This window comes from Sphaerisporangium melleum, from assembly GCF_014646695.1.
GTDB classification, from domain to species: domain Bacteria; phylum Actinomycetota; class Actinomycetes; order Streptosporangiales; family Streptosporangiaceae; genus Sphaerisporangium; species Sphaerisporangium melleum.
Genome location: NZ_BMNT01000007.1, coordinates 143806 through 168605, shown reverse-complemented (window position 1 = coordinate 168605; position 24800 = coordinate 143806). Strand labels below are relative to the sequence as shown.

Sequence of the window (24800 nt, the reverse complement as noted above, 5' to 3'; positions counted from 1 at the left end):
GGCGCGACGCCCGGAAAGTTCCCGGCGAATCACCGCGAACGGGTGCCGCGTACGATCAGGCGGTCGGCCCTGTCGTCGTAGGGCCGGCCGTCGAACCCGCCGAAGCACTCCACGCGGGCGAATCCCGCGTCCTGGAACAGCGCGCGCAGTTCGGCCGCGCTGTAGACGAAGCAGGTCAGCGCCGCGCTCCGGGCCGTCCCGTCGCGCACCAGCGTCCACTCGGTGCGATAACGGGTCCAGTCGTCCAGGATGGTGTCGGACATGAACACCTGGCCGCCCGGGACGTTCACGACCTTCGGCCGCCCGGCCCAGCGCGCGTAGGTCTCCTTGCCCATGAGGTCGACGACGAGCACGCCGCCGGGCGCGAGCGAGTCGTGTGCGTTGCGCAGCACGCGCAGGTTCTCCTCCGGCTCCGCGAAATACCCGAACGAGGTGTACAGGTTGATCACCGCGTCGAAGGCCCCCGGCCGCACGTAGTCCCGCATGTCGCTCCGCACCAGCTCGGCCTGCACCCCGGCCTCGGCGCACGCCCGCTCGGCGCGGGACAACATGATCGGGCTGAGGTCGATCCCCGTGACGGCGTGGCCCGCGCGGGCCAGCGGCACGGTGAACACGCCCATCCCGCAGCACTGGTCGAGCACCCGGGACCCGTCCGGGAAGCGGAGCACCGGGGAGTCGGTGACGGCCCGCTCGGCCTGCGCCGCGCGTTCCGGGGAGAACATGACCTCCGCGAAGCCGGTCCACAGGTCCTCGTCCTCGTACCAGTCCATGTCCGCCGACCTCCTCGAAGGGGCGCCCGCCACGGGGTGCGCGACACCGTCCTGTTGGAGGAGTCGGGTGAACGACGCCCCCGGTTCCCGGCCGGTGGAACCCGGCGACCGCCCGCGACGACTAGCTGGGATGACCGCGCGGGACGCCGAGGAGGCACGCATGATGGACGCGCACGAGGCTCGGGCTTGGGTGCGGCGCTGGGACCGCCAGCAGGAGAACTACCTCCCCGACCGGGAGGAACGCTTCACCGTGGTCGGGGACGTGGTCGCCGGCGTCACCGCCGGTGGTCCGCCGCCGCTGATCCTGGACCTCGGCTGCGGACCGGGCTCGATGTCCGTCCGGCTGGCCGGCCGGTTTCCCGGCGCCGCCGTCGTGGGCGTCGACCAGGACCCGGTCCTGCTGGCCCTGGCGCGCGACGCCTACCGCGACATCGCGCGCTTCGCCGACGCCGATCTCGCCGCGCCCGGCTGGTCGAAGGAACTGGGGCTCACCGGCCCGGTCGACGCCATCGTGTCCTCCACCGCGCTGCACTGGATCCCCGAGGACCGGCTCGGCGGGCTGTACGAGGAGGCCGCCACGCTGCTGCGTCCCGGCGGTGTGCTGGTGAACGCCGACAACCTCTACGACGAGCAGCCGGCCGTGGCCCGGCTGGCCGCCGCGGTGCTGAAGGAGCGGGCCGCCCGGGCGGGGGCGGGGGGCGAGGACTGGGCCACCTGGTGGCGGGCCGTGACGGCCGAGCCCGCGCTGGCCGCCGCCGTCGCCGAACGCCAACGCCGCGGCGCGCGCGGCGGCCTCACCGAACTGTCGGTGCGCCGGCACGCCGAGCTCCTGCGGGCCGGCGGCTTTCGCGAAGTCGGCACGGTGTGGCAGGCGGGTGACGACGTGGTCCTGGTCGCGGTGCGCTGACCTCGGCCGGCCTCAGCTGTAGGCGGTCGGCGGGGGCAACTCGCCCGTGAGGAAGTGCGCGCCGACCTCCCGCGCCTTGTAGACCACCGGGTCGTGCAGGGTCAGCGTACGAGCGTCACGCCAGAACCGGTCGAAGCCGAACCGGCCCGCCGTACCCCGCGCGCCGATGAAGTCGAAGATCCGGGTCGTCGTCTCCAGGACCACCCGCGTGGCGACCACCTTCGCCGACGAGATCGTCACGCCCGTCTCGCCGCGCACCTCGGCCGTCAGCGCCGGGCCGAGATCCGACGCCGCCCGCAACGCGCTCGCCGCCTGGTCGGCGAGCAGTCCGGCCGCGCGCACCGACGCGACCAGCTCACCGTAGCCCGCCAGAATGTACGGGTCCCGCCCGGCCGACTCGGCCCCGCCGAGCGGCCAGGGGCGGGCGTGTTCGCGCGTGTAGCGGGCCGCCTCGGCGAGCGCGCCCTCGGCGATGGCGACCAGCACCTGGGTGAGGACGGACTGGTAGGCCAGGGCCGACAGCGACAGGCGGACCATCCTCGGGTCGTCCCGGCCGGCCGGCAGGGCGCCGACCACCTGCTCGTGCGGCACCCGTACGCCGTCGAAGGTGACGCTTCCGCTGGCCGACAGCCGTTGTCCCATGTTGTCCCAGTCGTCGGGGTGCCCGATGCCGGGGAGGCGGGCGTCCATCACGATGGTCAGCCGGTCACCACCGTCGTCCCGGGTGGCGTTGACCACCAGCCGGTCGGCGACCGCGGCTCCGGTGGCGAAGGCCCGGCTCCCGTTGACGACCAGCCCGTCCGGCGAGGGGGTCGCGCGGATCGTGTCCTGCGGATTGGTGGCGGCGGCCCAGAACCAGTTCCGTTCCGCGGTGTCCCGCCAGATCCGCCGGGCCTGCTCCGGCCGGTCGAAGAGGCCGATCCGCCACAGGTGCAGGTAGTGGTAGCCGAGCAGGTGGCCGATCGAGGCGTCCGCCGCGGCGACGATCCGGACGACCGCGTGCGTCGTCACGTGGTCGTCCGGGGCCAGGCCGAGCAGGCCCGACTCGCGCAGGGCCCGCACCTCCCGCACCGGCCGCCGGCCGGCTCGATCGCGTTCGGCGGCGTCGCCGTGCAGCAGCCCGGCCACCTTCCGTGCCGCCGTCAAAGCATCGTCAGTGTTCATCCCATCCTCGCGATGTCGTCGCCGGCCGGGACGCCGGCTCGTCCCGCACGTCCTGCCAGGGCCCGCCGGGCGAAGGGGACGAGCAGCGGCACCAGGGCACATTGCGCGGCCACGGCCAGCCAGAACACCGGGGCGTGCCCGGCCTGGTCGAGGGCGCCGTACCCGGCCCCGCCGACGAGGCCGCCGCCGAACGCGCCGATGCCCATGGCCACCCGCTGCTGCCCGAAGACCACGGCGGCGGAGCGGGGGGAGCGGGCCAGGGCCTCCAGGTCGTTCTTCAGGAACAGCACCACCTCGCCGAGGCAGATCACCACCGCCCCGGCCACGATCGCGGCGGCGCCGCCCAGCGCCAGGACGGCCATGCCCGCGGCCATGGCCGCGAACCCCAGGCACATCGCCGGGACGTAGCCGGCCCGGCCCACCCGCTCGGCCAGCAGCGGCTGCAGCACCACCAGGATCAGCGAGTGCAGCATCAGCACCAGACCGTAGAACGCCGCGGACACCCGGGGGACGGTGTAGACCGGCAGGTAGTAGTAGAAGCACATGTGCAGATAGAGCGTCCAGGCCGTGACCGCGAACGGCGCGGCCGCGATCCGGTCCAGCACGCGCCACACCGGTTCCGCCGGCCGGCGCCCGTCATCGGGAGCGGGCGGCGGCAGCGCCACATGCCCGAGGGTGAGAAGCGCCAGCAGCACCGTCACCGTGGTGAACACCGCGGTGGAGGAGCCGAGCGCGAAGGGGCCCGCCGCCGCGGGTCCCAGGGCGACCCCGGCGTTCAGCGCCGCGTTGCTCGCCGAGAGCAGCCGCGGACGTCGCCGCTCGTCCGCGTCCTGCACCAGGTACGCCTTGGCCGCGGGCAGGTACAGCGCGGCGCCGCAGCAGACGGTGACCAGGCCGGCGACCGTCACGACCGGCCATCGTGCCCCGGCCGTGAAGCCGGCGAATCCCGCGACGTGCAGCACCAGGGCGATCAGCAGCGTCCGGCGCAGGCCGAGGCGTTCGGCGACGGCCGCGCCCGCCACGCAGCCGGCGAACTGCAGCAGCGAGGCCACCGCCAGCACCCTCCCGACCGTCCCGAGTTCCCAGCCGAGCCGCTCGCGCAGCAGGACCGAGGTGAACGGGAGGACGGCGAAACTGCCGAGCGTGGTGACGAAGGAGCTCACCAGCATGAAGCGCTGGGGACCGGTGAAGGCCGGTGCACCGCTCAACTGCCGTCCGCCATGACCGGCCGGACCGCGCGGGCGGCGCTGAGCGCGTTGTACAGCGCGAGCTCGGTCGTCGGGCCCGTGGCGAGCAGCAGCCCGGCGCAGGCCCGCTGGTCGCCGAGGTCCGCCACTCGCGTTCCGATCGCCATGGTCGGGTACCACTCGGGCGCGCCGGGATGCGAGGCCGGCTGTTTCACGCCCTCGACGGCGGCGAGCGTTCCGGTCCCGTCCGGGTAGACCAGCACGGTCGCCGTCGCCTCCATGGTCGCCGCGGGGTCCAACGGGGCGTCCAGGAGGGCGGGTGCACGACCGAGGGCCATGTCGATCATGGCTGCGTAGACGTTCACCCCGAGCGAGCGGCACATCGCCTCGCCGGCGAGGCAGCCGCCGATCCTCGCGTTGATCTCGACCAGCTCGGGGCCGCCGGTCGTCAGGACGAACTCCACATGGGCGAACCCCTGACCATGGCCCACCGCGGCCAGCACCTCGCCGGCCCACCGTTCGATCGCTGTCAGATCGGCGGCGGGCAGCATCGCGGGGAACGACAGCACCTCTTCGCGGCCGAAGCGGCGCGCCGACAGCAGCCGGCCGGTGACACCGAGAAGCCGGGTGCGGCCCGCCCAGCTCAGCGTCTCCGCGCTGTACAGGGTGCCGGTGAAGTAGGGCTCGGCGAACAACCGTCCCATCAGCGACCGCGTGGCCGCCTCCGCCAGCGCCCGGCCGAGCTGCCCGGCGTCCCGCACCAGCCACACGTTCCGCGATCCCGTGCCGGCCGAGTCCTTCAGTACGGCGGGCAGGCCGACGGCCCGCCGAACCGTCTCGGCGGTGGCGTCCGGTGGCACCGCCACCGCCGTGCCGTGGGACAGGCCGCGCGCGTGCAGCAGCCGGCGCACCGCGAGCTTGTCCCTGATCAGCCGGGCCGTGGCCGGATCGGTGCCGGGCAGACCGTGCCGTGCCGCCAGCTCGGCGCCGGCGACCAGCCAGGTGTCCGTCGAATTGATCAGTCCGCGCAGGTCCGGCAGTGCGGAGAGCACCGCCGAACACCGCGCCACGTCACGGGTGTCGACATCGACGATCGTGAGCGCGTCGGACGCCGGTCCGTCCAGCTCGTGGCGGTAGATCTCCCGGTTCCCGGTGAGCAGGCAGAGCCGTTCCCCGGCCTCGCCCGCCGCCGCCGCCAGCCGGCCGAGTCCGAAGGTGAGTGCTTCGAGTACGGCGATGGTCACCCGGCGCTCCAATCCACGATGCCGCGTCCGCTCCTCGCCCGTCGGGACAGTAGTCGTCCGGCGCGCGCGATCGGTTCCCCTGCGGCGGCGTGTCGCGCGGATCGCGGGTCCGGAGCCCGAACCGGTGCGCCGCCGGGGCGGGATGCCCCGGCGGCTCCGGACTCCGGTACGGCCTAGCGGGCGGCCCGGGCGCGCAGGCCCAGCAGGACGTCGATCACCAGGAAGACGGCCAGGGAGATCCCCATCAGCGGCAGGAAGTACCCGACCACGAGCGCGACGACGACGAGCGGCGCCAGCACCGCCCAGTGCACCGCCCGCCAGGTGCCCCGGGGGTACGGCCGGCCGAAGCCGCGGGTCGGCCGGCGGCGCCACCACATCCGGTAGCCGAGCAGGATCAGCGCGATGAGGCCGGCGGCGAGCGCCGCCAGGACGATCTGGTTGACCAGGCCGAACAGCAGCCCCATGTGGGCGTCGATGCCCCAGGTGGTCAGCTTGGCGGCCAGCGGGTAGTCGGCGAACCGCAGCTCGCCCACCACCTGGCCCGCCGGGCTGACCGCGACCTGGTCCAGGCGCTCGGGCACGGTCTTGTCGATCTCCTTGACCACGTAGGCGCCGCCGGGCTTGGCGGGCCACACGATCTCCAGCGGGCCGGACAGCCCCTTGCCGGCGGCGGCCGTCACGACCTGGTCGATGCCCGCGTCCGGGGAGCCGGCCGCCGGAGCGTCCGATCCGGAGTGCCCGGCGTGCCCGCCGCCGCCGGTGTTGATCGAGGGCGTCTGCCAGCCGAACGCGGCGCGCAGGTCGCCGATGTTCTCCCCGGCGTACTTCGACCAGGTCAGACCGGTCGCGGACAGGAACAGCAGGCCGACGACCGCCCACAGGCCGACCGACCCGTGCCAGGACAGCGTGCGGCGCGACCCGGTGGCGGCGCGGTCGGGAGTGAACAGGCCGCGCAGCCGGCCGCCGCTGCGGCGGCGCCTGCTCAGCCACAGCGCGAGCCCGCCGAGGGCCACGACCCACAGCCAGCTCGCGGCGAGCTCGCTGTAGATGCGTCCCGGCTCGCCCAGGTGCAGGCGACGGTGCAGCTCGGAGATCCAGGCGCGCACCGGCAGCGCGCCGGAGCCGCCGTAGCTCGCCAGCTCGCCGCGCACCTGCCCGGTCGAGGGGTCGACGAACACGGCCATCTGCGTGCTCTCGGGCAGGCCCGGCTGGTCGAACAGGACTCTGGTGGTCTCACCGGGTTCGGCGGCGGGGCGTACCGAGGTGATCGTGCCCTGGGGGTGCGCCTTACGGGCCGCGTCGATCTGCCCGCTCAGCGGGAGCCGCGTCTGGCCCACGGGTGCGGTGAGCTCGTGCTGGTAGACGACCTTTTCGATCTGGAAGGAGAGCGCGTACAGCAGGCCGGTGGTCGCGGCGACCAGCAGGAACGGGGCGATGAGGATGCCGGCGTAGAAGTGCAGGCGCAGCACCAGCGGGCGCAGCGCGGCCCAGGTGGCCCGCCGGGGCGGGGGAGTTCGGGCGGGGTCGACGGCGCGGTCGACGTCAGCGGTAGAGGTCACGAGAAGCTTCTCCGTTCACGGTGAACACGCACGTCAACGATGCGCGTCACGTCAGCGAGGGGATGTCCGGCCGCAGGTACGCGCGCACGCGGCGCGGGGCGGCATTCGGGCGTACGGCATGACGAGCCGTTGCCGCCGGTCGGACACGGCGGCAGCCCGGATCAGAGAACGGAGAGGCTGAGCGGTGGACCGCGCCGTGACACCACGACGCCGAAGTCGGACCGGCGGGGCGCCCTGGAACGGGTGTCGGGTACGCGACCGTGCCGGTGCGGGACGATGTCGGCGGGCGCGCCCAGCAGGAGGCCGATGACGGCCAGCAGGGCGTGGACGGACGTGACCGCGAGGTGCACGATGGTCGCCAGGGCCGTCTCGCCGCGTTCGAGGGTGAACGCGGAGAAGACCGCCATCGTGGCGTGGATCAGCAGCATGCCGAGGCCGGTGCCGTGCTCGTCGGTCCACGGTGACGAGGGGCCGGTCATGGCGCCGACGAGGAACAGGTGGTGCAGGCCGTACTGCGCGGCGAAGCACGCCACCAGCAGGACGTCCAGCCCGCGCTGACGACGGGCCAGCAGGAACGCTCCGGCCCAGGTCAGCACCAGCGCGACGGCCAGGGTGCCCGCGCTCACGGGGGCGCCGCCGGCCAGCACGTGCAGTGCGGCCGAAACCAGCACGCACGCCACCGCGAACACCGCGGCACGTAGCGCGCGCCAGAACGGCCGACCGATGTGCACGGGCGTAATCGTGCCAGACCCCCTACAAGCCGTCTATGTGTAAAAATACGGACATGTCCCCCCAGAACGCTGGGCTCGTTCTGAACGGCGGATGACCGGCCCGTACTCGCCGGTCAGACGCGCCTGAATTTCCGCAAATCCCGTGAAACGCTCACCCGGCGTGCGCATCGGTGTGGGCCCCCTGAATATGCGCCCCAGCTATCGCCCCGGCGTGGCCTCATAGGATGATGGCCGGACCATGACCGCGAGCCTCCCCTTCCGTCTCCTCCGGGCCGCCACGTTCGCAGCGGTGTGCCTGGGGCTTGGCATGGGAGCGCACGTGCTGGCCGGCGGCGCGCTGTCCACGCCGCATGTGTTCGGCGGCCTGGTCCTGGCGTTCGGCGCGGCGCTGCCGCTGACCGGCCGGGAGCGCACGCTCCGGGTCATCCTGCCCCTTCTGGCGGCCGTGCAGGTCGCGCTGCACCTGATCTTCTCGCTCGCGCACCTGGTCCCGCTCGGGCCGCCCGGCGGGCACGCGCACTCCGGCCTGGTGCCGGGCATCGGCATGCTGATCATGCACGCGTGGGCGGTGACCCTGACCGCGTTGTGGCTCGCCCACGGCGAGGCCGTGCTCTGGGGACTGCTGCGCCGGCTCGGCGTCGGACTCTGCCGGCTGCTACTGGCCCACCTGCGGCCCGTACCGATGCCGGCGTCCGTCCCGGCCGGTGACGCCGAGCCGCGGGAGCCGCGCTCGGCCCTGCTGCGCCACGCGCTGACCAGGCGTGGTCCGCCTTCCCCGGCACCGGCCGGCGTTCTCGGCTGATCGGCCGCTCCGGCCGCCGGGAACGCCTTCGCCGTCCCCTGTGCCCGCTCCGGCGGGGGCCACGGCCGCTCTTCGTGCCGCCGTGGCCGCAGGAAAGCCATCGTGACCTCTTCTCCCGTGTCCGGTGCCCGCGCGCCGAGGCTTCTTCCGGCATGCGCCGGGCCCGGACCGCCACAGGAAGGCCTGACCATGTTCGTTCGTCGTCTCACCCTGCCCGCCGGGCTCGCCCTCGCCGCGGCCGTCACCCTCGGCGGGTGCGGCTCGCAGGCCACCCCGGCACCGGCCGCCGCCACGCCGGCGGCCGCGGTGACCGGCTCCACCCCGGCCGCCGCCCTCACCATCACCGACCCCTGGGTCAAGACGACCAAGGAAGGGATGACGGCGGCGTTCGGCACCCTCGTCAACGACACCGACACCGCGATCACCATCGTCTCCGCCGCCTCACCGGCCGCCCCGAAGGTCGAACTGCACGAGGTCGTCGACTCCGGCGGCAAGATGATCATGCGGCCGAAGGAGGGCGGCTTCACCGTCCCGGCGCACGGCACCCACGCGCTGGAGCCCGGTGGTGACCACATCATGCTCATCGACGTCGGCCAGGAGGTGAAGCCCGGCGCGCAGGTCCCCTTCACCCTGACCTTCAAGGCCGGCGGGAAGCTGGAGTTCACCGCGGTCGGCAAGGACTTCGCCGGCGGCAAGGAGGACTACCAGCCCGGCATGGACATGGACAAGGGCTGAGACGGTGCCCTCCACCCCCGAACCCCGCCTCACCCGCAGAGGACTGCTCACCGGAGGCGCCGCCGTCACCGCGGCCGGCGCCCTCGCGGCCTGTGCCGCCGAACGACCCGCTCCGGCGGAGCCGGCGGCCACCGTCGCACCCGTGGCCGCCGCCACGTCGGTGGAGCCGTTCCACGGACCGCACCAGGCCGGAGTCGCCACGGATCCGCAGGCCCACGCCGTGTTCCTCGGCCTGGACCTGCGGCCGGGCACCGATCGGGACGCCGTCGTACGGCTGATGCGCCTGCTCACCGACGACGCCCGCCGGCTCACCGCCGGACGGCCCGCCCTGGCCGACATGGAGGCCGAGCTGGCGGCACGGCCCGCCCGGCTCACGGTGACCTTCGGATTCGGCCCCGGACTGTTCACCGCCGTCGACGCCGGCCACCTGCGCCCCCGCTCGGTGGCCGACCTGCCGTCCTTCTCCATCGACAAGCTGCAGAAGCGGTGGAGCGGAGGCGACCTGCTGGTACAGATCTGCGCCGACGACGCGCTCACCGTGGCCCACGCGCTCCGGGTGATCACCAAGGACGCGCGGGCCTTCACCACGGTGCGCTGGACCCAGCGCGGCTTCCGCCGCAGCGCCCACACGCAGGCCGCCGGCACGACGCAGCGCAACCTGATGGGCCAACTGGACGGCACCGTCAACCCGCGGCCCGGCTCACCGGAGTTCGACAAGGCGGTCTGGGCCGCCGACGGGCCGCAGTGGCTGCGCGGCGGCACCACGCTGGTGCTGCGGCGCATCCGCATGGAACTGGAGACCTGGGACGCCGCGGACCGGACGGCCAGGGAGTTCACCATCGGGCGGCGCCTCGGCGACGGCGCACCCCTGACCGGCCAGGCCGAACACGACGAGCCGGACTTCGACCGGCTCACCCCCGCCGGGCTGCCGGTCATCTCCGAATACGCCCACATCAGGCGGGCCCACGTGCAGGACCCCGCGATACGCATCCTGCGCCGGCCCTACAACTACGACGAGGGGGTCACCGCGGAGGGCAGGTCCGACTCGGGGCTGCTGTTCGCCTCCTACCAGGCCGACATCGCCGGCCAGTACCTCCCCGTCCAACGGAACCTGGCCGAGGCCGATCTGCTGAACGAGTGGACCACACCGATCGGATCGGCGGTGTTCGCCATCCCACCTGGCTGCGGCCCGGCCGGCTGGGTCGGCGAAACCCTGCTCGGCTGACCCGGCCACGGAGCGGTCCGGCCCCGCCGGGGCCGGGCCGCTCCACCGGAGCCCGTCCAGACGGACCGCTAGGCGGCGAACAGCAGCATCAGGCCGGTGACCGTGTAGACCACCATCAGGACGAGCAGCGGGATCTGGCCCATGACCGCGGTGCGCCGGGGGAACAGGGCCAGGGCGCGGTCGTGGGCCAGGACGGTGCCCATGACATGGCCCACGATGATCACCGTGACCTGGAGCATGGCGATGGACGCCGGGCTCAGGCCCGCCGCGCTAACGGTCCAGCCGGCCGTGCCCAGCCAGTCGGCTCCCACGACGAGCGGGTCCGACAGCAGGGCCAGGGTGCGCTGGCCTTCGAGCAGCAGCAGCGTGAAGTAGTGGGCGATCAGGTAGCCGACCGCGATCGGCACGATCGAGTGGGCCAGCTCCCCGGCCGTCCGCCCCGGCTCGGCGCCGCCCAGGCGCCCGGCCCACGCCGTGGTCGCCAGGTAGGCCGCGAGCACCAGGCCGATCACCACCACCAGCCCGGCCGTGCCCAGCACCGGCGCGGGGATCCCGCTCTCCTGGATGAACCGCACCCAGATCGGCGCGTTCGACAGGCTGTCGTACATCGTGGAGCCCAGCAACAGCACCACCAGGGCGACCAGGCCCGGCGCGCGCTCCAGCCCGGCCATGCCGTCCAGCGGATTGCGCCAGGTCAGGGCACCGTCCGGGTTCCTGCCGATCGGGGCCAGCCTGCCGATGAGATCGCTGTAGGCCTCGAACGCGTCGCCCTTGCCGAACCACCCCGAGCCGAACACCACCGCGCCTGCGAGCATGACCACGCTGTAGGTCGCGAGCCAGGCGCCGATGACCGGCAGCGTGGCCCGCTCGGGGCCGACCAGCTCCAGCCAGGTGAACGCGAACAGCCCGGCGGCGGCAGGCCAGTACCCCAGCCCTTCAGGAAGCGGCCGCATCCCGCGCCGGGGGTCGCGCCGCAGCGCGGCGCAGGCCAGAAGGTGCAGCGTGCGCAACGGGTTCAGCGCTCGCCAGACCGGGCCGAAGAGCAGCGACAGCGGTACCAGGCCCACCCAGAACAGGACGTAGAACACACCGGCCGTCGGGTTGGCGGCCCGGTCGGGTCCGAAGAGCAACCCGACGCAGAAGTACGCCGCCGCCAGCAGCCCGGCCACCCGTACGGCCCAGCGCCACGCCGCCGCGTTCACCAGGCCCCGGATCCCCGCGGCCACCGGGCGGGCGTACTGGAGCGCCCCGGCGAGCCGCGGCTCGGTCCACAGCACGCCCAGCCCGGCGAACGACACCAGCAACGCCACGACGGCGCCGATCAGCGCGGCCACGAAGGGGATCGGCAGGTCCTGGCGGCCGCCGATGCCGTGCGCGAGGGTGAGCACCCGGTCGCCTAGCGCACCACGAGCTGGAAGAGCTGCAGCTCCTGCTCATGGGTCTCGGCCTCGAACAGCCCGGTCTGGTCGGCCACGAACTCGATGGTGGCCGGAGTGCCCGGCTGCAGGTCGGCCCCCTTGTCGTAGCCGTGCACGTGCGCCTCGTCGGCGACGTCGCTGGTCACGGTGATCTTCACCTTCTGCCCCTTGGCGACCTCGACGCGTCCCGGGGGCGGTGTCACCGCCCGGCCCTTGATGGTCACCGCGATCTCCTTCACCGTGGCCGGGGCGGACGCGCCGGCGTCCGCTCCGCCACAGGCGGAGGCGCCGAGCAGCGTCGCGCCGAGCAGCGCGCCGGTGGCGAGAAGACGGATCCGGGAAGCGAAGAGTCTCACTGTCGTACTCCAGGTGCGGAAAAGCGGAAAAGGGGTCGATCTCTTGGGGAGGGGGTTCAGCGCCGTGGGGGGCGTGCCGGTTTCCCGGCACGCTTCGACGGGGTAGGGCGCCCGCGTGCGGCGGCGGGCTTCCCGCGCGGGCCGGCGGGCTTCTTGGACGCCGGTCGCCCGCCGGCGGTCCGCGGTCGTGCGGCCCGCGCAACCATGACGCCCACGCCGACGATCAGCAGGGCGGGCAGCAGCCACACCCACAGGTCCACGCCGGAGGACGCGGGAGACCCGGTCGCGTCGCCCGGCGCGGCGACGGGAGTGGCGGCCCCGGACTGGTCGCCGGAGCCCTGGTCACAGCCGGTCTCCGGCATGGTCCTCGGCGTACAGGCCGGCGAGGCCCCGGCGCTCGGCCCGGCCTGCGCCCCCTCCGGGGAGGACCCGCTCGTGGTCTCGCCGGAGGCGGCGAGCAGAGCGGGGTCGGGAGCGTTCGTGGGCGTCTTCCAGCCCTTGGGCGGCTTGGTGGTCGGGCCGGTGTAGGTGAACCGGAGCTCCCCGCGCACCTTGTCGCCGTCCGAGGCCACGTGCCAGTAGTGCGCGACGTAGACGCCCTTCTCCGGCCAGTAGCCCACCGGGACGCGCGCCTCGAACCCCTCGTGGTAGAGCTTCGGCTCCCACACGCCGTTGACCAGGAACAGTTCCCGTACCGGCTCGTCCAGGCGCTTGGTCTCGCCGGGGGACCAGGGCCGGTCCACCCGGACGCCGCTCGGGGCGGTGACGGTGAAGTACCCGTACGAGACCGGCTGCTCGGTGAAGTACAGCGACACCGCGTCCAACGGGTCGGTGACCGTGCTGTCCTTGGCCGGCACCGACAGCGCCAACTGCCCGTGGGCCTGCGCCGGAGACGCCAGCCCGACGAGGACGAGACATCCCGCGAGGGCCGGCAGCAGGATCCGGAGCAACGGCATGACCGCTCGGCGGTGCGACCGCCGGAGCGCCGCGGCGATGCCCGCTGACGGCGCCGGCCAGGGAGGGGTGACGGTGGACGGAGGCAACGAAATCCTTTCTCAGGAATACGCGTGCGCCGACCACGTGACATCCAACGTAAGCCCCGACGGGCGGTGAGGGTGCCGATTCCCTGGCCCGGCGGATACCGGTCACATCTTCGCCATCGGTTCAGCCGACCGTCAACCCTTCCGCGTGGTACGGACGGCGAAGCCCGGGCGCGGCGGGCCCGCACCGGGTGACGCCGGCCGGCCGATCGCGGGCGTCCGGTCCGCCCGATTCGCGGGCGGATCCGCCTCGTGCGGCGCTGCTCCACCCCGGCCGGCCGCGCGATCCGGGCCCGCCCTTTAACCCATTCTTGGACGGTCGAAAAGGTCTTGTGTGCGGAAAAGTTCTCAGTTACGTTAACCGCTGGAAACGTAATCGATAACGTTTGCAGTGGAGAGGCCCGCAATGGCCGAGGTCGGTGCTCCGGTGACGATGAGCGATGTCGCGCGAGCGGCGGGCGTCTCCACCGCGACCGTGTCGCGGGTGGTCAACGGCCGTTACGGCGTCAGCGCCAGCACGATCGCCCAGGTGCGTTCGGCCATCGAGCGACTGGGCTATGAGTCCAGCCTGGTGGCGACCAGCCTGCGGCGCAGCCGTACCAACGTCCTGGGCCTGGTCACCCACAGCTTCCAGTCCTACACCGCCGAAGTGCTCAAAGGCGTGATGCAGGCGCTGAGCCGGTCGGGCTTCGACCTGATCATCTACGCCAACAGCGACCTGTACGAAACGTATTCGGAAGGCTGGGAGCAGCGGCACCTGACCCGGCTGGCGGGCACGCTGACGGACGGGTGCATCGTGGTCACCCCCTGGGGCGAGGTGCGGAGCAGCATCCCGGTCGTCGTCATCGACCCGGTGAAAGGTTCATCGGTGCCGTCGGTGACGGCGGACAACCTCGCGGGTGCCACCTCGGTGGTCGAGCATCTCCTCGCCCTGGGGCACCGGCGTATCGGGTTCATCGCGGGCCGGTCCCGGCTGGAGGCCGCGTGGTCGCGTGAGGAGGGGTACCGCAGGGCGCTGGTCGCGGCCGGGGTGCCCGTCGATCCGGAGCTGATCGGCAGAGGCGACTTCAACCCCGAGTCCGCCGCTCCGCTGGCCCGCGCGTTACTGGAGAGGCCCGACCCTCCGACGGCGATCTTCGCGGCGAGCGACGGGATGGCGCTGAAGGTCCTGGAGGTCGCCAAGCAGATGGGGCTCGTCGTTCCCCGCGACCTGTCGGTGGTCGGATTCGACAACATACCGGAGTCGGCGCTGGCCGAGCCGGGGCTGACCACGGTGGACCAGTCGATGTACCGCCTCGGATACGAGGCCGCGCGCATGCTCAAGTCACTGGTGACCGGTGAGTGGCAGGGCGACCGCCGGCTGCTGCTCCCGACCGGCTTGGTGATCCGCGGTTCCACCTCACCCCCGGCGAGCACCGTCGAACCGTGACACACCCATAGACCATCCAGGCACACCGAAGGCTCAGGCAAGGCCACGACGGAGGTGAGGCGCACAATCCACGGCAACACCCAACGGTGAAACCAGGCCGGCAGTCGGGTCGCATCCGCTACCGGCCATCAAAGGAGTGTGATTATGACACGACTCTATCACGGCGGCCTGCGCCACGAGCGCATACGCAGGCTCTCCACGATGCTCATGGCCGGGGTGACGGCGATCGCGGCGGTCCTGCTCACGGCGCCACGACCGGCCGCGGCGGCGGACACGCCATGGCTGGACGTCTCCGCCGACCGCTACGCGACGTTCAGTGTCCCGGCGGCCTACGTGCAGACCAACGTGGGCCAGGTGTCACAGGTCGTCATCGAGGGGAACTTCGGCCCCTCATCCGGCTGGACGGAGTTCGGCCTGACCCGCCGGGGCGACGCCTGGTCGGGAACCCTCGGCCCGCTCAAGCCGGGGCTGTACTACTACCAGGTCACGGCCGATGACACCAAGAGCTTCAAGGAGCCGACGAACGGCACCGGCGTGGCCGCCAAGCCGCTCTGGAGCACCTTCCTCGTCGCGGGCGACTCCGCGCGCCTGCTGGCGGACGCGCCCCAGGGCGGCACGGTACAGACCCTGACCTACCGGACCAAGCAGCAGCAGCGGTCGGCCCTGGTGTGGACACCGCCGGGGTACTCCGCCAAGCCCGGCAAGCCGTACCCGGTGCTGTACCTGCAGTCCGGCACGGACCGGAGCGCGAGCGACTGGCTCGACCTCGGCCGGGCCAAGCAGATCCTCGACAACCTGTCGGCCGACCGCGCCATCGAGCCGATGGTGGTCGTGATCACCGACGGCCGCGGACCGGACGACGACAAGGAGCTGAAGGACCTCCGCAAGGCGGTCGGGGACGCCTACCGCGTCCACCACGACCGGGAGCACCAGGCCATCGCCGGTGTGTCCGAGGGCGGGGCGCAGGCGTTGCGCGCCGCGCTGACCGGGCCGGGGCAGTTCGCCTACGCCGGCTCGTTCTCGGGCCTGCTGACCGAGGTCGCCGGCAAGCCCGGCCCCGGCGCCGGCAAGCTGGTGCGTCTGTACACCGGGAACGTGACCGACCCCGCCTACAACGCGACCGTCCGCCTGACGAAGGCGCTCGACCGCGCCCGGGTCAAGTACGAGTTCGACGGGGTCAACCCCGACGGCGGGCCGAACTGGGCCGCCTGGCAGGAGAACCTGATCGACTTCCTGCCGCGGCTGTTCCGCAAGGCGGGCGACCACGGTCCGAGCGACGGTCACGGGCCGCTGAAGGGCGAGTTCACCCCGCCGGCGCCCGGCACCACCCCGACGCCGTTCATCAAGGACGGCTTCGTCACCTTCGAGACCACGACCGAGTACAAGGACGCCCAGCACGTCACGGTGTGGGCGAACATCGCTCCCGGCGGGAGCTGGCTGCGCGTCCCGATGTCCCGTGAGGGTGACCGGTGGCGGGTGACCATCGGCCCGCTGGAGCCGTGGTTCTACTACTACCGGTGGATCGTGGACCGGGTGGGGGTCAAGGACGCCTCGAACCCCACGAAGGTCACCTCCGAGCCGGCCTGGAGCACCTTCCTCGTCCCCGGCGAGGCGGCGCGCCTGCTCACCGACGTTCCGGCCGGCCAGGGCGGAAAGGTGGAGAGCCTGACGTACCGCAGCAACGTGGCGAACGCCGACCGGACCGCGCTGGTGTGGACTCCGCCCGGGTACGACCCCGACCGCGCGGAGCCGTACCCCGTCCTCTACCTCCAGCACGGCAGCGGTCAGAACTACACCGACTGGACCGAGATGGGACGCGCCAAGCAGATCCTCGACCACCAGTTCCTCGACGGGGATCTGACCCCGATGGTGGTCGTGATGGGCAACGGCAACTCGTCCAACTTCACCAAGGAACTGCTGGAGAACATCGTCCCGGCGGCCCGCGCCCGCTACCACATCTCTGACGACCCCTCGCGCCAGGCCCTCGCCGGCCTGTCGATGGGCGGTGGCCAGGCGATCGGCGTGCTCAAGGCCTACCCGGGGCGGTTCGCCTACGTCGCGGCGTTCTCGGCCGGGTTCGGCGGCGGCACCGGCGTCGACGTGGCGGCGATCAACAGCGGCACCAAGCTGTTCCGCGTGTACGTCGGCGACGTGACCGACTTCGTGTACCCGTCCTTCATGGCCGGACTGACCACCATGGACAACCTCGGCGTCCGCTATGAGTTCGACGGGGTAACCCCCGGGCCGCACGGCTGGGACGTGTGGCAGAAGAACCTCATCGACCTGGCGCCGCGCCTGTTCAAGAGCTAGGCGAGCCCGTTGGAGGCGGCATCACCGGGGACGTTCCCGCCCCCGGTGATGCCCGGCACGAACCTGAGCCTCCACACGAGGATCGGCCAGGACAGGGCACGGGTCGTGGTGTCACCCGTGCCCTGTCCTGGTCAATCGCTCGGCCGCAGCGGCGGCGCATGGACTTTCCGTGCGCCGCGATCCCGGAGGGGAAATATGTCAATGAAGAAGAGCCTATTTGTCACGGCGGCCATGCTCACGGCCGCGACCGCGCTCGCCGCCTGCTCCCCCGACGCGGGTAAGGGCACGGCCAGTGGGGGAACCGAGGGAGGGAACAACGCGAGCAGCTGCACGAACACGATCACCAAGAAGGACCTGCCGGTCGTGACGATGTGGGGCTGGTACCCCAACACGCAGCTCGTCGTGGACAACTTCAACAAGCAGAACAACGAGGTGCAGGTCTGCTGGACCAACGTCGGCCAGGGCGGTGACGAGTACCAGAAGTTCCAGACGGCCATCTCCGCGGGCACCGGCGCACCTGACGTGATCATGGTCGAGATGGACCGCATCCCGACCTTCCAGATCCAGAACGCGCTCGTCGACATCAAGAAGTACGGCTACGACGCCGTCAAGGCCAACTACAGCGAGGGCGCCTGGAAGGACGTCTCGGTCGGCGACGCGGTCTACGGGGTGCCGGTCGACGGCGGCCCGATGGCGATGATCTACCGCAAGGACATCTTCGACAAGTACAAGATCACGCCGCCGAAGACGTGGGCCGAGTACGAGCAGGCCGCGCAGAAGGTGAAGGACGCGGGCGGCCCGAACTTCGGCGACTTCGGCTCGAACGTGGCGGCCGTCACGATGGCCCTGCAGATCCAGAAGGGCGCCACCCCGTTCACCTACGACCCGGCGCAGCCGAAGTCGATCGGCATCAAGCTGAACGACCAGGCGTCCAAGGACGTGCTCGACTACTGGGGCGGCCTGGCGAAGAAGGGCCTGGTCGGCACCCAGGACCAGTTCACCCCCGAGTACATCGCCGGCGTGATCAACGGCAAGTACGCGACGTACATCTCGGCGGCCTGGGCGCCCGGATACCTCACCGGCGCGGGCGTCGGCAAGGGCAAGGACACCGGCAAGTTCGCGGTGGCGCCGCTGCCGCAGTGGGACGCCGCCAACCCGGTGCACGTGAACTGGGGCGGGTCGGCCTTCTCGGTGACCAGCCAGGCGAAGAACCCCGAGCTCGCGGCGAAGGTGGCCTACGGCATCTACGCCGACGACGCCTCGCTCACCGACGGCTGGACCAACCAGATCATCTTCCCGCTGAACCTCAAGGCGCTGAAGTCCCCCGAGTTCGTGGACCTCAAGGTGCAGTTCTTCGACGGCCAGCAGGCGAACAAGGAGGTCTACGTCCCCGCGGCCGACGGCTACAAGGGCGTCACCTACAGCCCGTTCGGCCAGTACTACTTCGATGCCCTGACCAAGCAGATCAGCGCGATCATCGATGGCTCCGTCAGCGGCGCCGAGGCTGCTGACCGGCTCCAGGAGGACGTGGTGAACTACGCCAAGGAGCAAGGTTTCACCGTCCAGTGACCCCGAGGGTGGGCCGGCCGGCTCCCGGCCGGCCCACCCCGCCACGCCCCCTGCACCGACCCCCGGAGCCCATGATGACCCTCCTGATCGAGGAGAACCCACCACGCACCGAAGAGAAGGCGAAGACCACCCACGGCAAGGTGCGCCTCCGTGAGCACCTGATGGGATGGCTGTTCGTCGGGCCGTTCGGCCTCGTCTTCCTGGCGTTCCTCATCGCGCCGCTCGCGTACGCGCTGTACCTCAGCCTCTTCCAGAAGAAGCTGATCGGCGGCACCAGCTTCGTCTTCCTCGACAACTACGCGAAGGCGTTCACCGACCCGAGCTTCCTGTCCGGGGCGTGGTTCGTCATCCGCTTCGCCCTGTTCGCCATCCCGCTGCAGATCCTCCTCGCGCTCGGGATGGCCCTCATCCTGGACGCGGTGACCTCGGTGTTCATCCGCTTCTCCCGGCTGATGATCTTCCTGCCGTACGCGATCCCCACGGTCATCGGGGCGGTCATGTGGGGCTTCCTGTACAGCAAGAGCTTCGGGCCGCTCACCGACATCTTCGCCCTGTTCGGCGGCACGGCGCCCGACTTCTTCAGCAAGAACCTGATCTTCTACGGCCTGCTCAACGTCGTCACCTGGCAGTGGGCCGGCTACTACATGATCATCCTGTACGCGGCGCTCCAGGGCATCGACCCGACGCTGTACGAGGCCGCCCGCATGGACGGCGCCGGCAGGTGGCAGATCGCGCTCCGGATCAAGATCCCGCTGATCGCCCCCGCGCTCGTCCTGATCCTGGTCTTCTCGCTCATCGGCACCCTGCAGTTCTTCAACGAACCGCAGATCCTGCGCTATCTCGCCGCCGGCACGATCGGACCGGACTTCACCCCCAACATGTACGCGTACTCACAGGCGTTCAAGCTCGCCAACTTCAACTACGGATCGGCGATCTCCTTCGCCCTCGGCGGCATCGTGTTCGCGTGCGTCTACGCCTTCCTGTTCTTCACCCGCAAGCGGAGGAGCTTCCTCTGATGACCACCGTCTCCCGCGCCGGCGGACGCCGCAGGCCGCAACGCCACCTTCCCCTGCAGGTGCTCCTCGGCTTCCTGGTCGTGTACTTCCTGGTGCCGTTCTGGTGGGTCATCGTCAACAGCTCCAAGGATTCCCCCGGCCTGTTCAGCGGCGGTAACACGCTGTGGTTCACCGACAACGTCGACTACCTCGGCAACCTGGAGCGGCTGTTCACCTACGACGGCGGCATCTACGGCAGGTGGATCCTCAACTCCACGCTGTACGCGCTCGCGGGCGGACTCGGGGCCACCATCCTCGCCGTCATGGCCGGCTACGGGTTCGCCAAGTACCGGTTCGCCGGCCGGCGCTTCAGCTTCTCGATCCTGCTCGGCGCGTTGATGGTGCCCGGAACGGCCCTGGTGATCCCGACCTTCATCATGTTCTCCGGGCTCGGCCTGACCAACACCATCTGGGCGGTGATCCTCCCGTCGCTGCTCAACCCGTTCGGCGTCTACCTGATGCACGTGTACGCGCGCGACGCGGTCCCCGACGAGATCCTGGACGCGGCGCGGGTCGACGGCGCGGGTGAACTGCGGACGTTCCTGCGGGTCGCGTTCCCGCTGATGCGGCCCGCGGTGGTCACCGTGCTGCTCCTGTCGGCCGTGGCATCGTGGAACAACTACTTCCTGCCGCTCGCCATGCTCTCCGACAACCGCCTGTTCCCGGTCACCGTCGGGCTCGGCGTCTGGCAGGGCATCGCCTCGGCCAACAACTCCGGCGGCACCTCCCTGTGGAGCCTCATCATCCTGGGCGCGCTCGTGTCGGTGGTCCCGCTCATCATCGCCTTCTTCACCCTCCAGCGACACTGGCGCGGCGGCCTCTCCGTCGGAGGCCTGCGGTAGCCCGGCTGATTCCCCGTACTCGGCGGCACGCGCCCGCCGGGCCGGTGGACCACGCGCTAATCGGACACAAGGTGCAAATTTATTGTTCTTGGACTACCCGGGCATCGTTCACGTCACGTTCAGGCCTGTGCAGGAGGTTGGTCGGCTGGCAGCGACCTCCAGGAAGGCTCAACAGTGAAGAACGAAAAGGCCCGGGAGTCCGAGCAGTCCGGGCTTTCGCGGCGTCAGCTCGTCAAGTACGCCGGTGTCGGCGCGACCCTCGCCGCCGCGGTCCCCCTCGTGGGCGGCACCCCCGCACAGGCCGATGACGAGCGCAAGTTCGGCAACGGCGGCGACAAGGGCCGCAGGTGGCGGGCCGGCGACCATCACGTCCACTCCGAGTACAGCGGCGAGTTCGACACCAAGACGAACCCGCCGACGTTCCACAAGGGCGCCGACGCGGTGTACCCGATCGTCACCAACGCGATCATGGCCAAGTACTTCGGCCTGACCTGGGCGATGTGCACCGACCACGGTGGCCCGACGCACTCCAAGGTCAACCTGGAGCAGGCCTACCCCGACCTGCTGCGCTCGCGCGTACTCGTCCCCGAGGTGCTGCAGTTCTGGGGCATGGAGTTCGACGCCCCGGCGCTCGACCACCACACGCTGATGATCCCGCACCACGCGGACGAGGCCCGGCAGCTGTTCGAGCTGGAGAGCCGTTTCGCCAAGTACGACGCCTTCCCCACCGACCCCGGCCGCGACACCGAGGCCAAGATGGTGGAGTTCCTCAAGGCCGCCCGCGACATGCCCCGCAAGCCGCTGGTGATCGCTCACCACGCCTCGCGCTCGGCGACCGGCCTGGGCGTGTGGGGGCAGGACACCCCGCGTGAGTTCCGCAACGGCAACAACGCCGCCCCGGACGTCTACGTCGGCTTCGAGGGCGCTCCCGGCCACCAGGCCGGGCCGCTGAACGGCGGCGCCCGCGGCGGCTACGGCAACCACCCGACCTACGGCGGCTTCGACCAGATGACCGCCCGGGTCGGCGGTCTGTGGGACTCCCTCCTCGGCGAGGGCCGCCACTGGTGGATCACCGCCACCTCCGACTCGCATGTGCACTGGACCCGCGGCGGCTCGGACTTCTGGCCGGGCGAGTACAGCAAGACCTACGTGGCGGCGCGTCAGGACTACGGCGACATCATGGACGGGCTGCGCAACGGCCGGATCTTCGTCACCACCGGTGACCTGGTCACCGCTCTCGACGTCACCGCGAGCAGCCAGGGCGGCAAGGCCACGGTGAGCGAGACGCTCGTGGTCAACCGCCGCAACCGCTCCGACGTCGAGGTCGAGATCCGCTTCCGGCCGCTGGACGGCAAGAACGCCCACGGCGACCGCCCGGAGGTGCGGCGCGTCGACCTCATCGTCGGCCAGGTCACCGGCGTCAGCGCCAACCTCGACGCCGACACCAACCCCACCACCAAGGTCGTCGCGCGGTTCGGCCCGAAGGACTGGCGCCGCCAGGGACAGGACTGCGTCATCCGCCACACCCTGCGCGACGTGGGGGCCGACAGCTACCTCCGGGTGCGCGGCACCAGCACCGACGAGATGGAGCCGCAGGCCGACGGCAAGGAGAGCCCGTGGGAGGACCTGTGGTTCTACTCCAACCCCGTGTTCATCCGCGTCCGCTAGTCCGCTGATCAGGGCGGCCCGCCTCCCGCGGGCCGCCCCCACCGGCCAGGCTTGCGTTGCGAGGCGCCGCAGGGATCGCGTACGCGTCGCCCGTCACCCTGGGGTGCAGGTTGTCGACCCCTGCTGGCTCAAGGTCACAAGGCCAGGAGATCGTGGCAGTGATGCGTCAGGAACGCGCTCACACCTGGTGTCAGCGCCAGGGCGACCGGTCCGGCGATCAACAGGCCTACAGCGGCAACGGTGGTGAGGCGTTCGTGACGGTTGAGGGGGATCTCTGGACCGAGCATCCGGCGTACACGGGTCAGGGCGTTCTCGCCACCCATGCCCAGGGAGAAGGCGGGCACCCGTCCCGTGGCCAGGCGGACGAGGGCGCTGGCGATGTGGATGCGCGCATGCCGGCGGGCCGCGACGTCGTCCGCCTGGAGTTCGATCAGGCGGGCGATCTCGCTCCTGGCCCGCTGGAAGAGGGGTACGCGTGGAAAGGCCCGGCAGAGGATCTCGCCGACCGCGACCACGAGATGGTGCCGGCCGTGCAGGTGGGCCTGTTCGTGAGCCAGTACGGCCGCCACCTCTTCCGGTGGCAAGGAGCGCAGGGCTCCTGTTGTGATGACCGTGCGGCCTTCGCCCGGCAGGCAGTAGGCGATCGGCTCGGTGTGGTCCAGCACGACCGCTCCCAGCGTGCTGTCGTGCCTGCCGAGCAGGCCCAGCATCGCGGAGTGCTCGCGCCGCTCCCGCCGGGCCTTCAGCAGCACGGCTGCCGCGCAGTAGGCCAGCCGTCCCGCGACGAGGCCGGCCGATGAAAGCGCGATCAGCACTCCGGCGGGGGACACGGCCGTGGCATCGGACAGGAGCGCGGCGCACGCCTCGAAGAGGTCGGCGAGGCCGTGTCCGACCACTGAGGCCGGTATGGCGGCCACGAGCACGGCCAGGACGGCGGAGGTGAGCACGGAGGCGCACGCCGCGTGCCACATGGCGATGCCCAGGCGAGGGGCCCGGTCGGCCCAGCCGCCCCGGGCGAGCAGGCGCGGCAGGGCCACCACTCCGAACAGGGCGTACAGTGCCAGCACGGCTGCGATGATCATGAGCTTCGGCCTCTGGGGGGATAGACCTGGAGCGCGGCCTCCAGGGCCTCGGCCTCTTCGGGGGTCAGGCGCTCCAGGAAGTGCACCAGCGTGGCGGCTCGATTGCCACCGTTGGCCAGCGTGCTACGCATCAACTCGGCCGTGTAGGCCTCCTTGGAGGCGGTCGCCTCGTAGAGATACGCGCGGCTGACCTGCTCGCGTCGCAGCAGCCCCTTCTTGTGGAGGTTGTCCATCACGGTCATGACGGTCGTGTAGGCGATCTGCCGCTCCTGGCGGAGGTCTTCGAGCACGTCCCTGACCGACGCCGGTCGGCGGTAGGACCACATGCGGTCCATCACCACCGACTCAAGGTCTCCAAGGCCCCGTAGCATCCGCCTACCTCTCCCGTGCTTGCGGCCAATGCTATCGAGCTTCGTAGGGGCGCCACAGGTCCCGATGAGGTCCTTCTGACGGCTGATCTGGTCGGCCCCGCGCACCGACCGGCCAGATCCGCATGAACCATATGAACCGGCCCTGGCCCAGGTCTGTACTTGCCGGTGCGATCCCCTACGTCCCTTAGTAGGATCACGCGTCGGGTTCGTGTAAAAGGCCGGTAGATCAAGGATGGTGCCGCTTGGCCGTGCGCCGCATGAGACGGAGCGCCACGCTGGCGGGCGCGCTATGTGCAGCCATCGTGGTACTGCTCACGCAGGGCAGCGCCATCGCCGAGCCTCGTCCGACGGTGGCTCAGGCCGAGGCGAAGCTGGCCAAGCTGGAGGACCAGGCCGACCAGATGGTCGAGCGGTACAACACCGTCGCGGAGAAGTACAAGGCGTCGAAGAAGAAGTACGACCGGCTCGGCGGGCAGCTCAAAAGCGAACTGACCAAGGTGGCGGAGCTGCGCGAGGACCTGGTGGCCACCGCCGTGGGCACCTACCAGTCCGGTGACATACTGCTCTGGCCAGGTTTCGTCAACCAGCAGGATCCGGCGGCGATGCTGTCCGGGCTGGCGGCCGGCAACCAGCTCGCCGCCGCGCGCGACCGCGTCCTGCGCGAATTCGACCTGGCCAACCGCGGGTTGCGTGACAGGCGCGCCAAGGCCAAGGCGGCCTTGGATGAGGCCCGCGACGTCCTGGAGGAGGTCCGCGGGGAGCGCAAGAAGGTCGAGAAACTCGTCGGCGAGCAGGAACGCCTGCTGCGCCGCCTCAATCGGTTCAACCCCGGCGACCCCAACAGCGCCGGGGTCAGGTACACCGGTCCCGCCTCCGGCAACGCCCGCGTGGCCCTGCAGTTCGCCTTCGCCCAGATCGGCAAGCCCTACCGGTGGGGCGCCACCGGCCCCGGTTCCTACGACTGCTCCGGCTTCACCCAGGCGTCCTGGGCGAAGGCGGGGGTGAGCCTGCCGCGCACCACCTATACCCAGTGGTCCTGGGGGGCGAGCCGTCGCGTTTCGCTGGACGCGCTCCAGCCGGGTGATCTGCTGTTCAGCAAGGGACTCGGCCACATGGGCATGTACGTCGGCGGCGGCAAGATGATCCACGCCCCCCGCACGGGCGACGTGGTGAAGGTCGTCTCGCTGGACGACTACTGGCGTGGACGCCTGCTCGGCGCCGTCCGCCCCTGAGGCGGAGTAGCACGTATCGCGAGGCATGCGGTGACCGTGCCGTACGCACGTGCCGCCGGTCCGGAGAGCGCCACCTGTCGCTACCTTGGTACTAAGGCCACTAG

General features: G+C 71.3%; 22 protein-coding genes. 11 read left to right on the top strand and 11 right to left on the bottom strand.

Annotation, left to right across the window (positions count from 1 at the left end):
- Positions 1 to 29: 29 nt before the first annotated feature.
- Positions 30 to 770, bottom strand: coding sequence for a class I SAM-dependent methyltransferase (locus IEY93_RS08275; RefSeq protein WP_189162371.1), 741 nt, complete (start codon positions 768 to 770; stop codon positions 30 to 32).
- Between the two features lie 67 nt (positions 771 to 837).
- Between IEY93_RS08275 and IEY93_RS08270 the strand changes: the two genes are divergently transcribed.
- The gene (locus IEY93_RS08270; RefSeq protein ID WP_229690969.1) at positions 838 to 1677 is read left to right on the top strand and encodes a class I SAM-dependent methyltransferase; all 840 of its coding nucleotides are present in this window, start codon (positions 838 to 840) and stop codon (positions 1675 to 1677) included.
- Between the two features lie 12 nt (positions 1678 to 1689).
- Here IEY93_RS08270 and IEY93_RS08265 read toward each other — a convergent pair whose 3' ends face one another.
- The 5 genes from IEY93_RS08265 to IEY93_RS08245 form a co-directional block, all read right to left on the bottom strand.
- Positions 1690 to 2841: an acyl-CoA dehydrogenase family protein gene (locus IEY93_RS08265; RefSeq protein ID WP_189162370.1), complete on the bottom strand. Its 1152-nt coding sequence runs from the start codon at positions 2839 to 2841 to the stop codon at positions 1690 to 1692.
- Positions 2838 to 4049, bottom strand: coding sequence for an MFS transporter (locus IEY93_RS08260; protein ID WP_203968427.1), 1212 nt, complete (start codon positions 4047 to 4049; stop codon positions 2838 to 2840). Before IEY93_RS08260 ends, IEY93_RS08265 begins: the two co-directional genes overlap by 4 nt.
- Positions 4046 to 5272, bottom strand: coding sequence for an ATP-grasp domain-containing protein (locus tag IEY93_RS08255; RefSeq protein WP_189162369.1), 1227 nt, complete (start codon positions 5270 to 5272; stop codon positions 4046 to 4048). The genes IEY93_RS08260 and IEY93_RS08255 overlap by 4 nt, the downstream gene beginning before the upstream one ends.
- Before the next feature lie 173 nt (positions 5273 to 5445).
- A complete protein-coding gene (locus IEY93_RS08250) occupies positions 5446 to 6831 on the bottom strand; it encodes a PepSY-associated TM helix domain-containing protein (protein WP_189162368.1) in 1386 nt (461 codons plus the stop codon).
- Between the two features lie 161 nt (positions 6832 to 6992).
- Positions 6993 to 7562 (bottom strand): hypothetical protein, encoded by a 570-nt coding sequence (locus IEY93_RS08245; RefSeq protein WP_189162367.1) that lies wholly within the window; start codon positions 7560 to 7562, stop codon positions 6993 to 6995.
- A gap of 307 nt (positions 7563 to 7869) precedes the next feature.
- On the opposite strand from IEY93_RS08245, the gene IEY93_RS08240 reads away from it, so the two are divergent.
- The 3 genes from IEY93_RS08240 (at position 7870) to IEY93_RS08230 (ending at position 10324) form a co-directional block, all read left to right on the top strand.
- Positions 7870 to 8364, top strand: a complete 495-nt coding sequence (locus IEY93_RS08240) for an MFS transporter (protein ID WP_189162366.1) — start codon at positions 7870 to 7872, stop codon at positions 8362 to 8364.
- Positions 8365 to 8553: 189 nt separating this feature from the next.
- Entirely contained in the window at positions 8554 to 9099 is a 546-nt protein-coding gene (locus IEY93_RS08235; RefSeq protein ID WP_189162365.1) for a copper chaperone PCu(A)C, read from the top strand.
- A gap of 4 nt (positions 9100 to 9103) precedes the next feature.
- Positions 9104 to 10324 (top strand): Dyp-type peroxidase, encoded by a 1221-nt coding sequence (locus IEY93_RS08230; RefSeq protein WP_189162364.1) that lies wholly within the window; start codon positions 9104 to 9106, stop codon positions 10322 to 10324.
- Positions 10325 to 10392: 68 nt separating this feature from the next.
- On the opposite strand, the gene IEY93_RS08225 is transcribed toward IEY93_RS08230, so the two are convergent.
- The 3 genes from IEY93_RS08225 to IEY93_RS08215 are packed head-to-tail and all read right to left on the bottom strand — an operon-like array spanning position 10393 to position 13054.
- Positions 10393 to 11712 (bottom strand): hypothetical protein, encoded by a 1320-nt coding sequence (locus tag IEY93_RS08225; protein WP_189162363.1) that lies wholly within the window; start codon positions 11710 to 11712, stop codon positions 10393 to 10395.
- Between the two features lie 8 nt (positions 11713 to 11720).
- Complete coding sequence (locus IEY93_RS08220; protein WP_189162362.1) at positions 11721 to 12098, bottom strand: cupredoxin domain-containing protein; 378 nt, start codon at positions 12096 to 12098, stop codon at positions 11721 to 11723.
- Positions 12099 to 12154: 56 nt separating this feature from the next.
- On the bottom strand, positions 12155 to 13054 hold the full coding sequence (locus IEY93_RS08215; RefSeq protein ID WP_189162361.1) for a copper resistance CopC family protein: 900 nt from the start codon (positions 13052 to 13054) through the stop codon (positions 12155 to 12157).
- Positions 13055 to 13544: 490 nt separating this feature from the next.
- Between IEY93_RS08215 and IEY93_RS08210 the strand changes: the two genes are divergently transcribed.
- From IEY93_RS08210 to IEY93_RS08185, 6 genes are all read left to right on the top strand, one after another.
- A complete protein-coding gene (locus IEY93_RS08210) occupies positions 13545 to 14567 on the top strand; it encodes a LacI family DNA-binding transcriptional regulator (RefSeq protein WP_189162360.1) in 1023 nt (340 codons plus the stop codon).
- 144 nt (positions 14568 to 14711) lie between these two features.
- Entirely contained in the window at positions 14712 to 16877 is a 2166-nt protein-coding gene (locus IEY93_RS08205; RefSeq protein ID WP_203968426.1) for an alpha/beta hydrolase, read from the top strand.
- A 201-nt stretch (positions 16878 to 17078) separates the two neighbouring features.
- Positions 17079 to 18446, top strand: coding sequence for an ABC transporter substrate-binding protein (locus IEY93_RS08200; RefSeq protein ID WP_189162359.1), 1368 nt, complete (start codon positions 17079 to 17081; stop codon positions 18444 to 18446).
- 74 nt (positions 18447 to 18520) lie between these two features.
- Positions 18521 to 19462: a carbohydrate ABC transporter permease gene (locus IEY93_RS08195; protein ID WP_189162358.1), complete on the top strand. Its 942-nt coding sequence runs from the start codon at positions 18521 to 18523 to the stop codon at positions 19460 to 19462.
- Positions 19462 to 20343: a carbohydrate ABC transporter permease gene (locus tag IEY93_RS08190; RefSeq protein WP_189162357.1), complete on the top strand. Its 882-nt coding sequence runs from the start codon at positions 19462 to 19464 to the stop codon at positions 20341 to 20343. Before IEY93_RS08195 ends, IEY93_RS08190 begins: the two co-directional genes overlap by 1 nt.
- 174 nt (positions 20344 to 20517) lie before the next feature.
- Positions 20518 to 22011, top strand: a complete 1494-nt coding sequence (locus IEY93_RS08185; protein WP_189162356.1) for a CehA/McbA family metallohydrolase domain-containing protein — start codon at positions 20518 to 20520, stop codon at positions 22009 to 22011.
- Between the two features lie 134 nt (positions 22012 to 22145).
- Here the strand turns inward: IEY93_RS08185 and IEY93_RS08180 are convergent, their stop codons facing one another.
- On the bottom strand, positions 22146 to 23093 hold the full coding sequence (locus IEY93_RS08180) for a M56 family metallopeptidase (RefSeq protein WP_189162355.1): 948 nt from the start codon (positions 23091 to 23093) through the stop codon (positions 22146 to 22148).
- Entirely contained in the window at positions 23090 to 23464 is a 375-nt protein-coding gene (locus IEY93_RS08175) for a BlaI/MecI/CopY family transcriptional regulator (protein WP_189162354.1), read from the bottom strand. The genes IEY93_RS08180 and IEY93_RS08175 overlap by 4 nt, the downstream gene beginning before the upstream one ends.
- Positions 23465 to 23721: 257 nt before the next feature.
- Here IEY93_RS08175 and IEY93_RS08170 point away from each other — a divergent pair, with 257 nt between their 5' ends.
- On the top strand, positions 23722 to 24696 hold the full coding sequence (locus tag IEY93_RS08170) for a C40 family peptidase (RefSeq protein WP_189162353.1): 975 nt from the start codon (positions 23722 to 23724) through the stop codon (positions 24694 to 24696).
- Positions 24697 to 24800 lie beyond the last annotated feature (104 nt).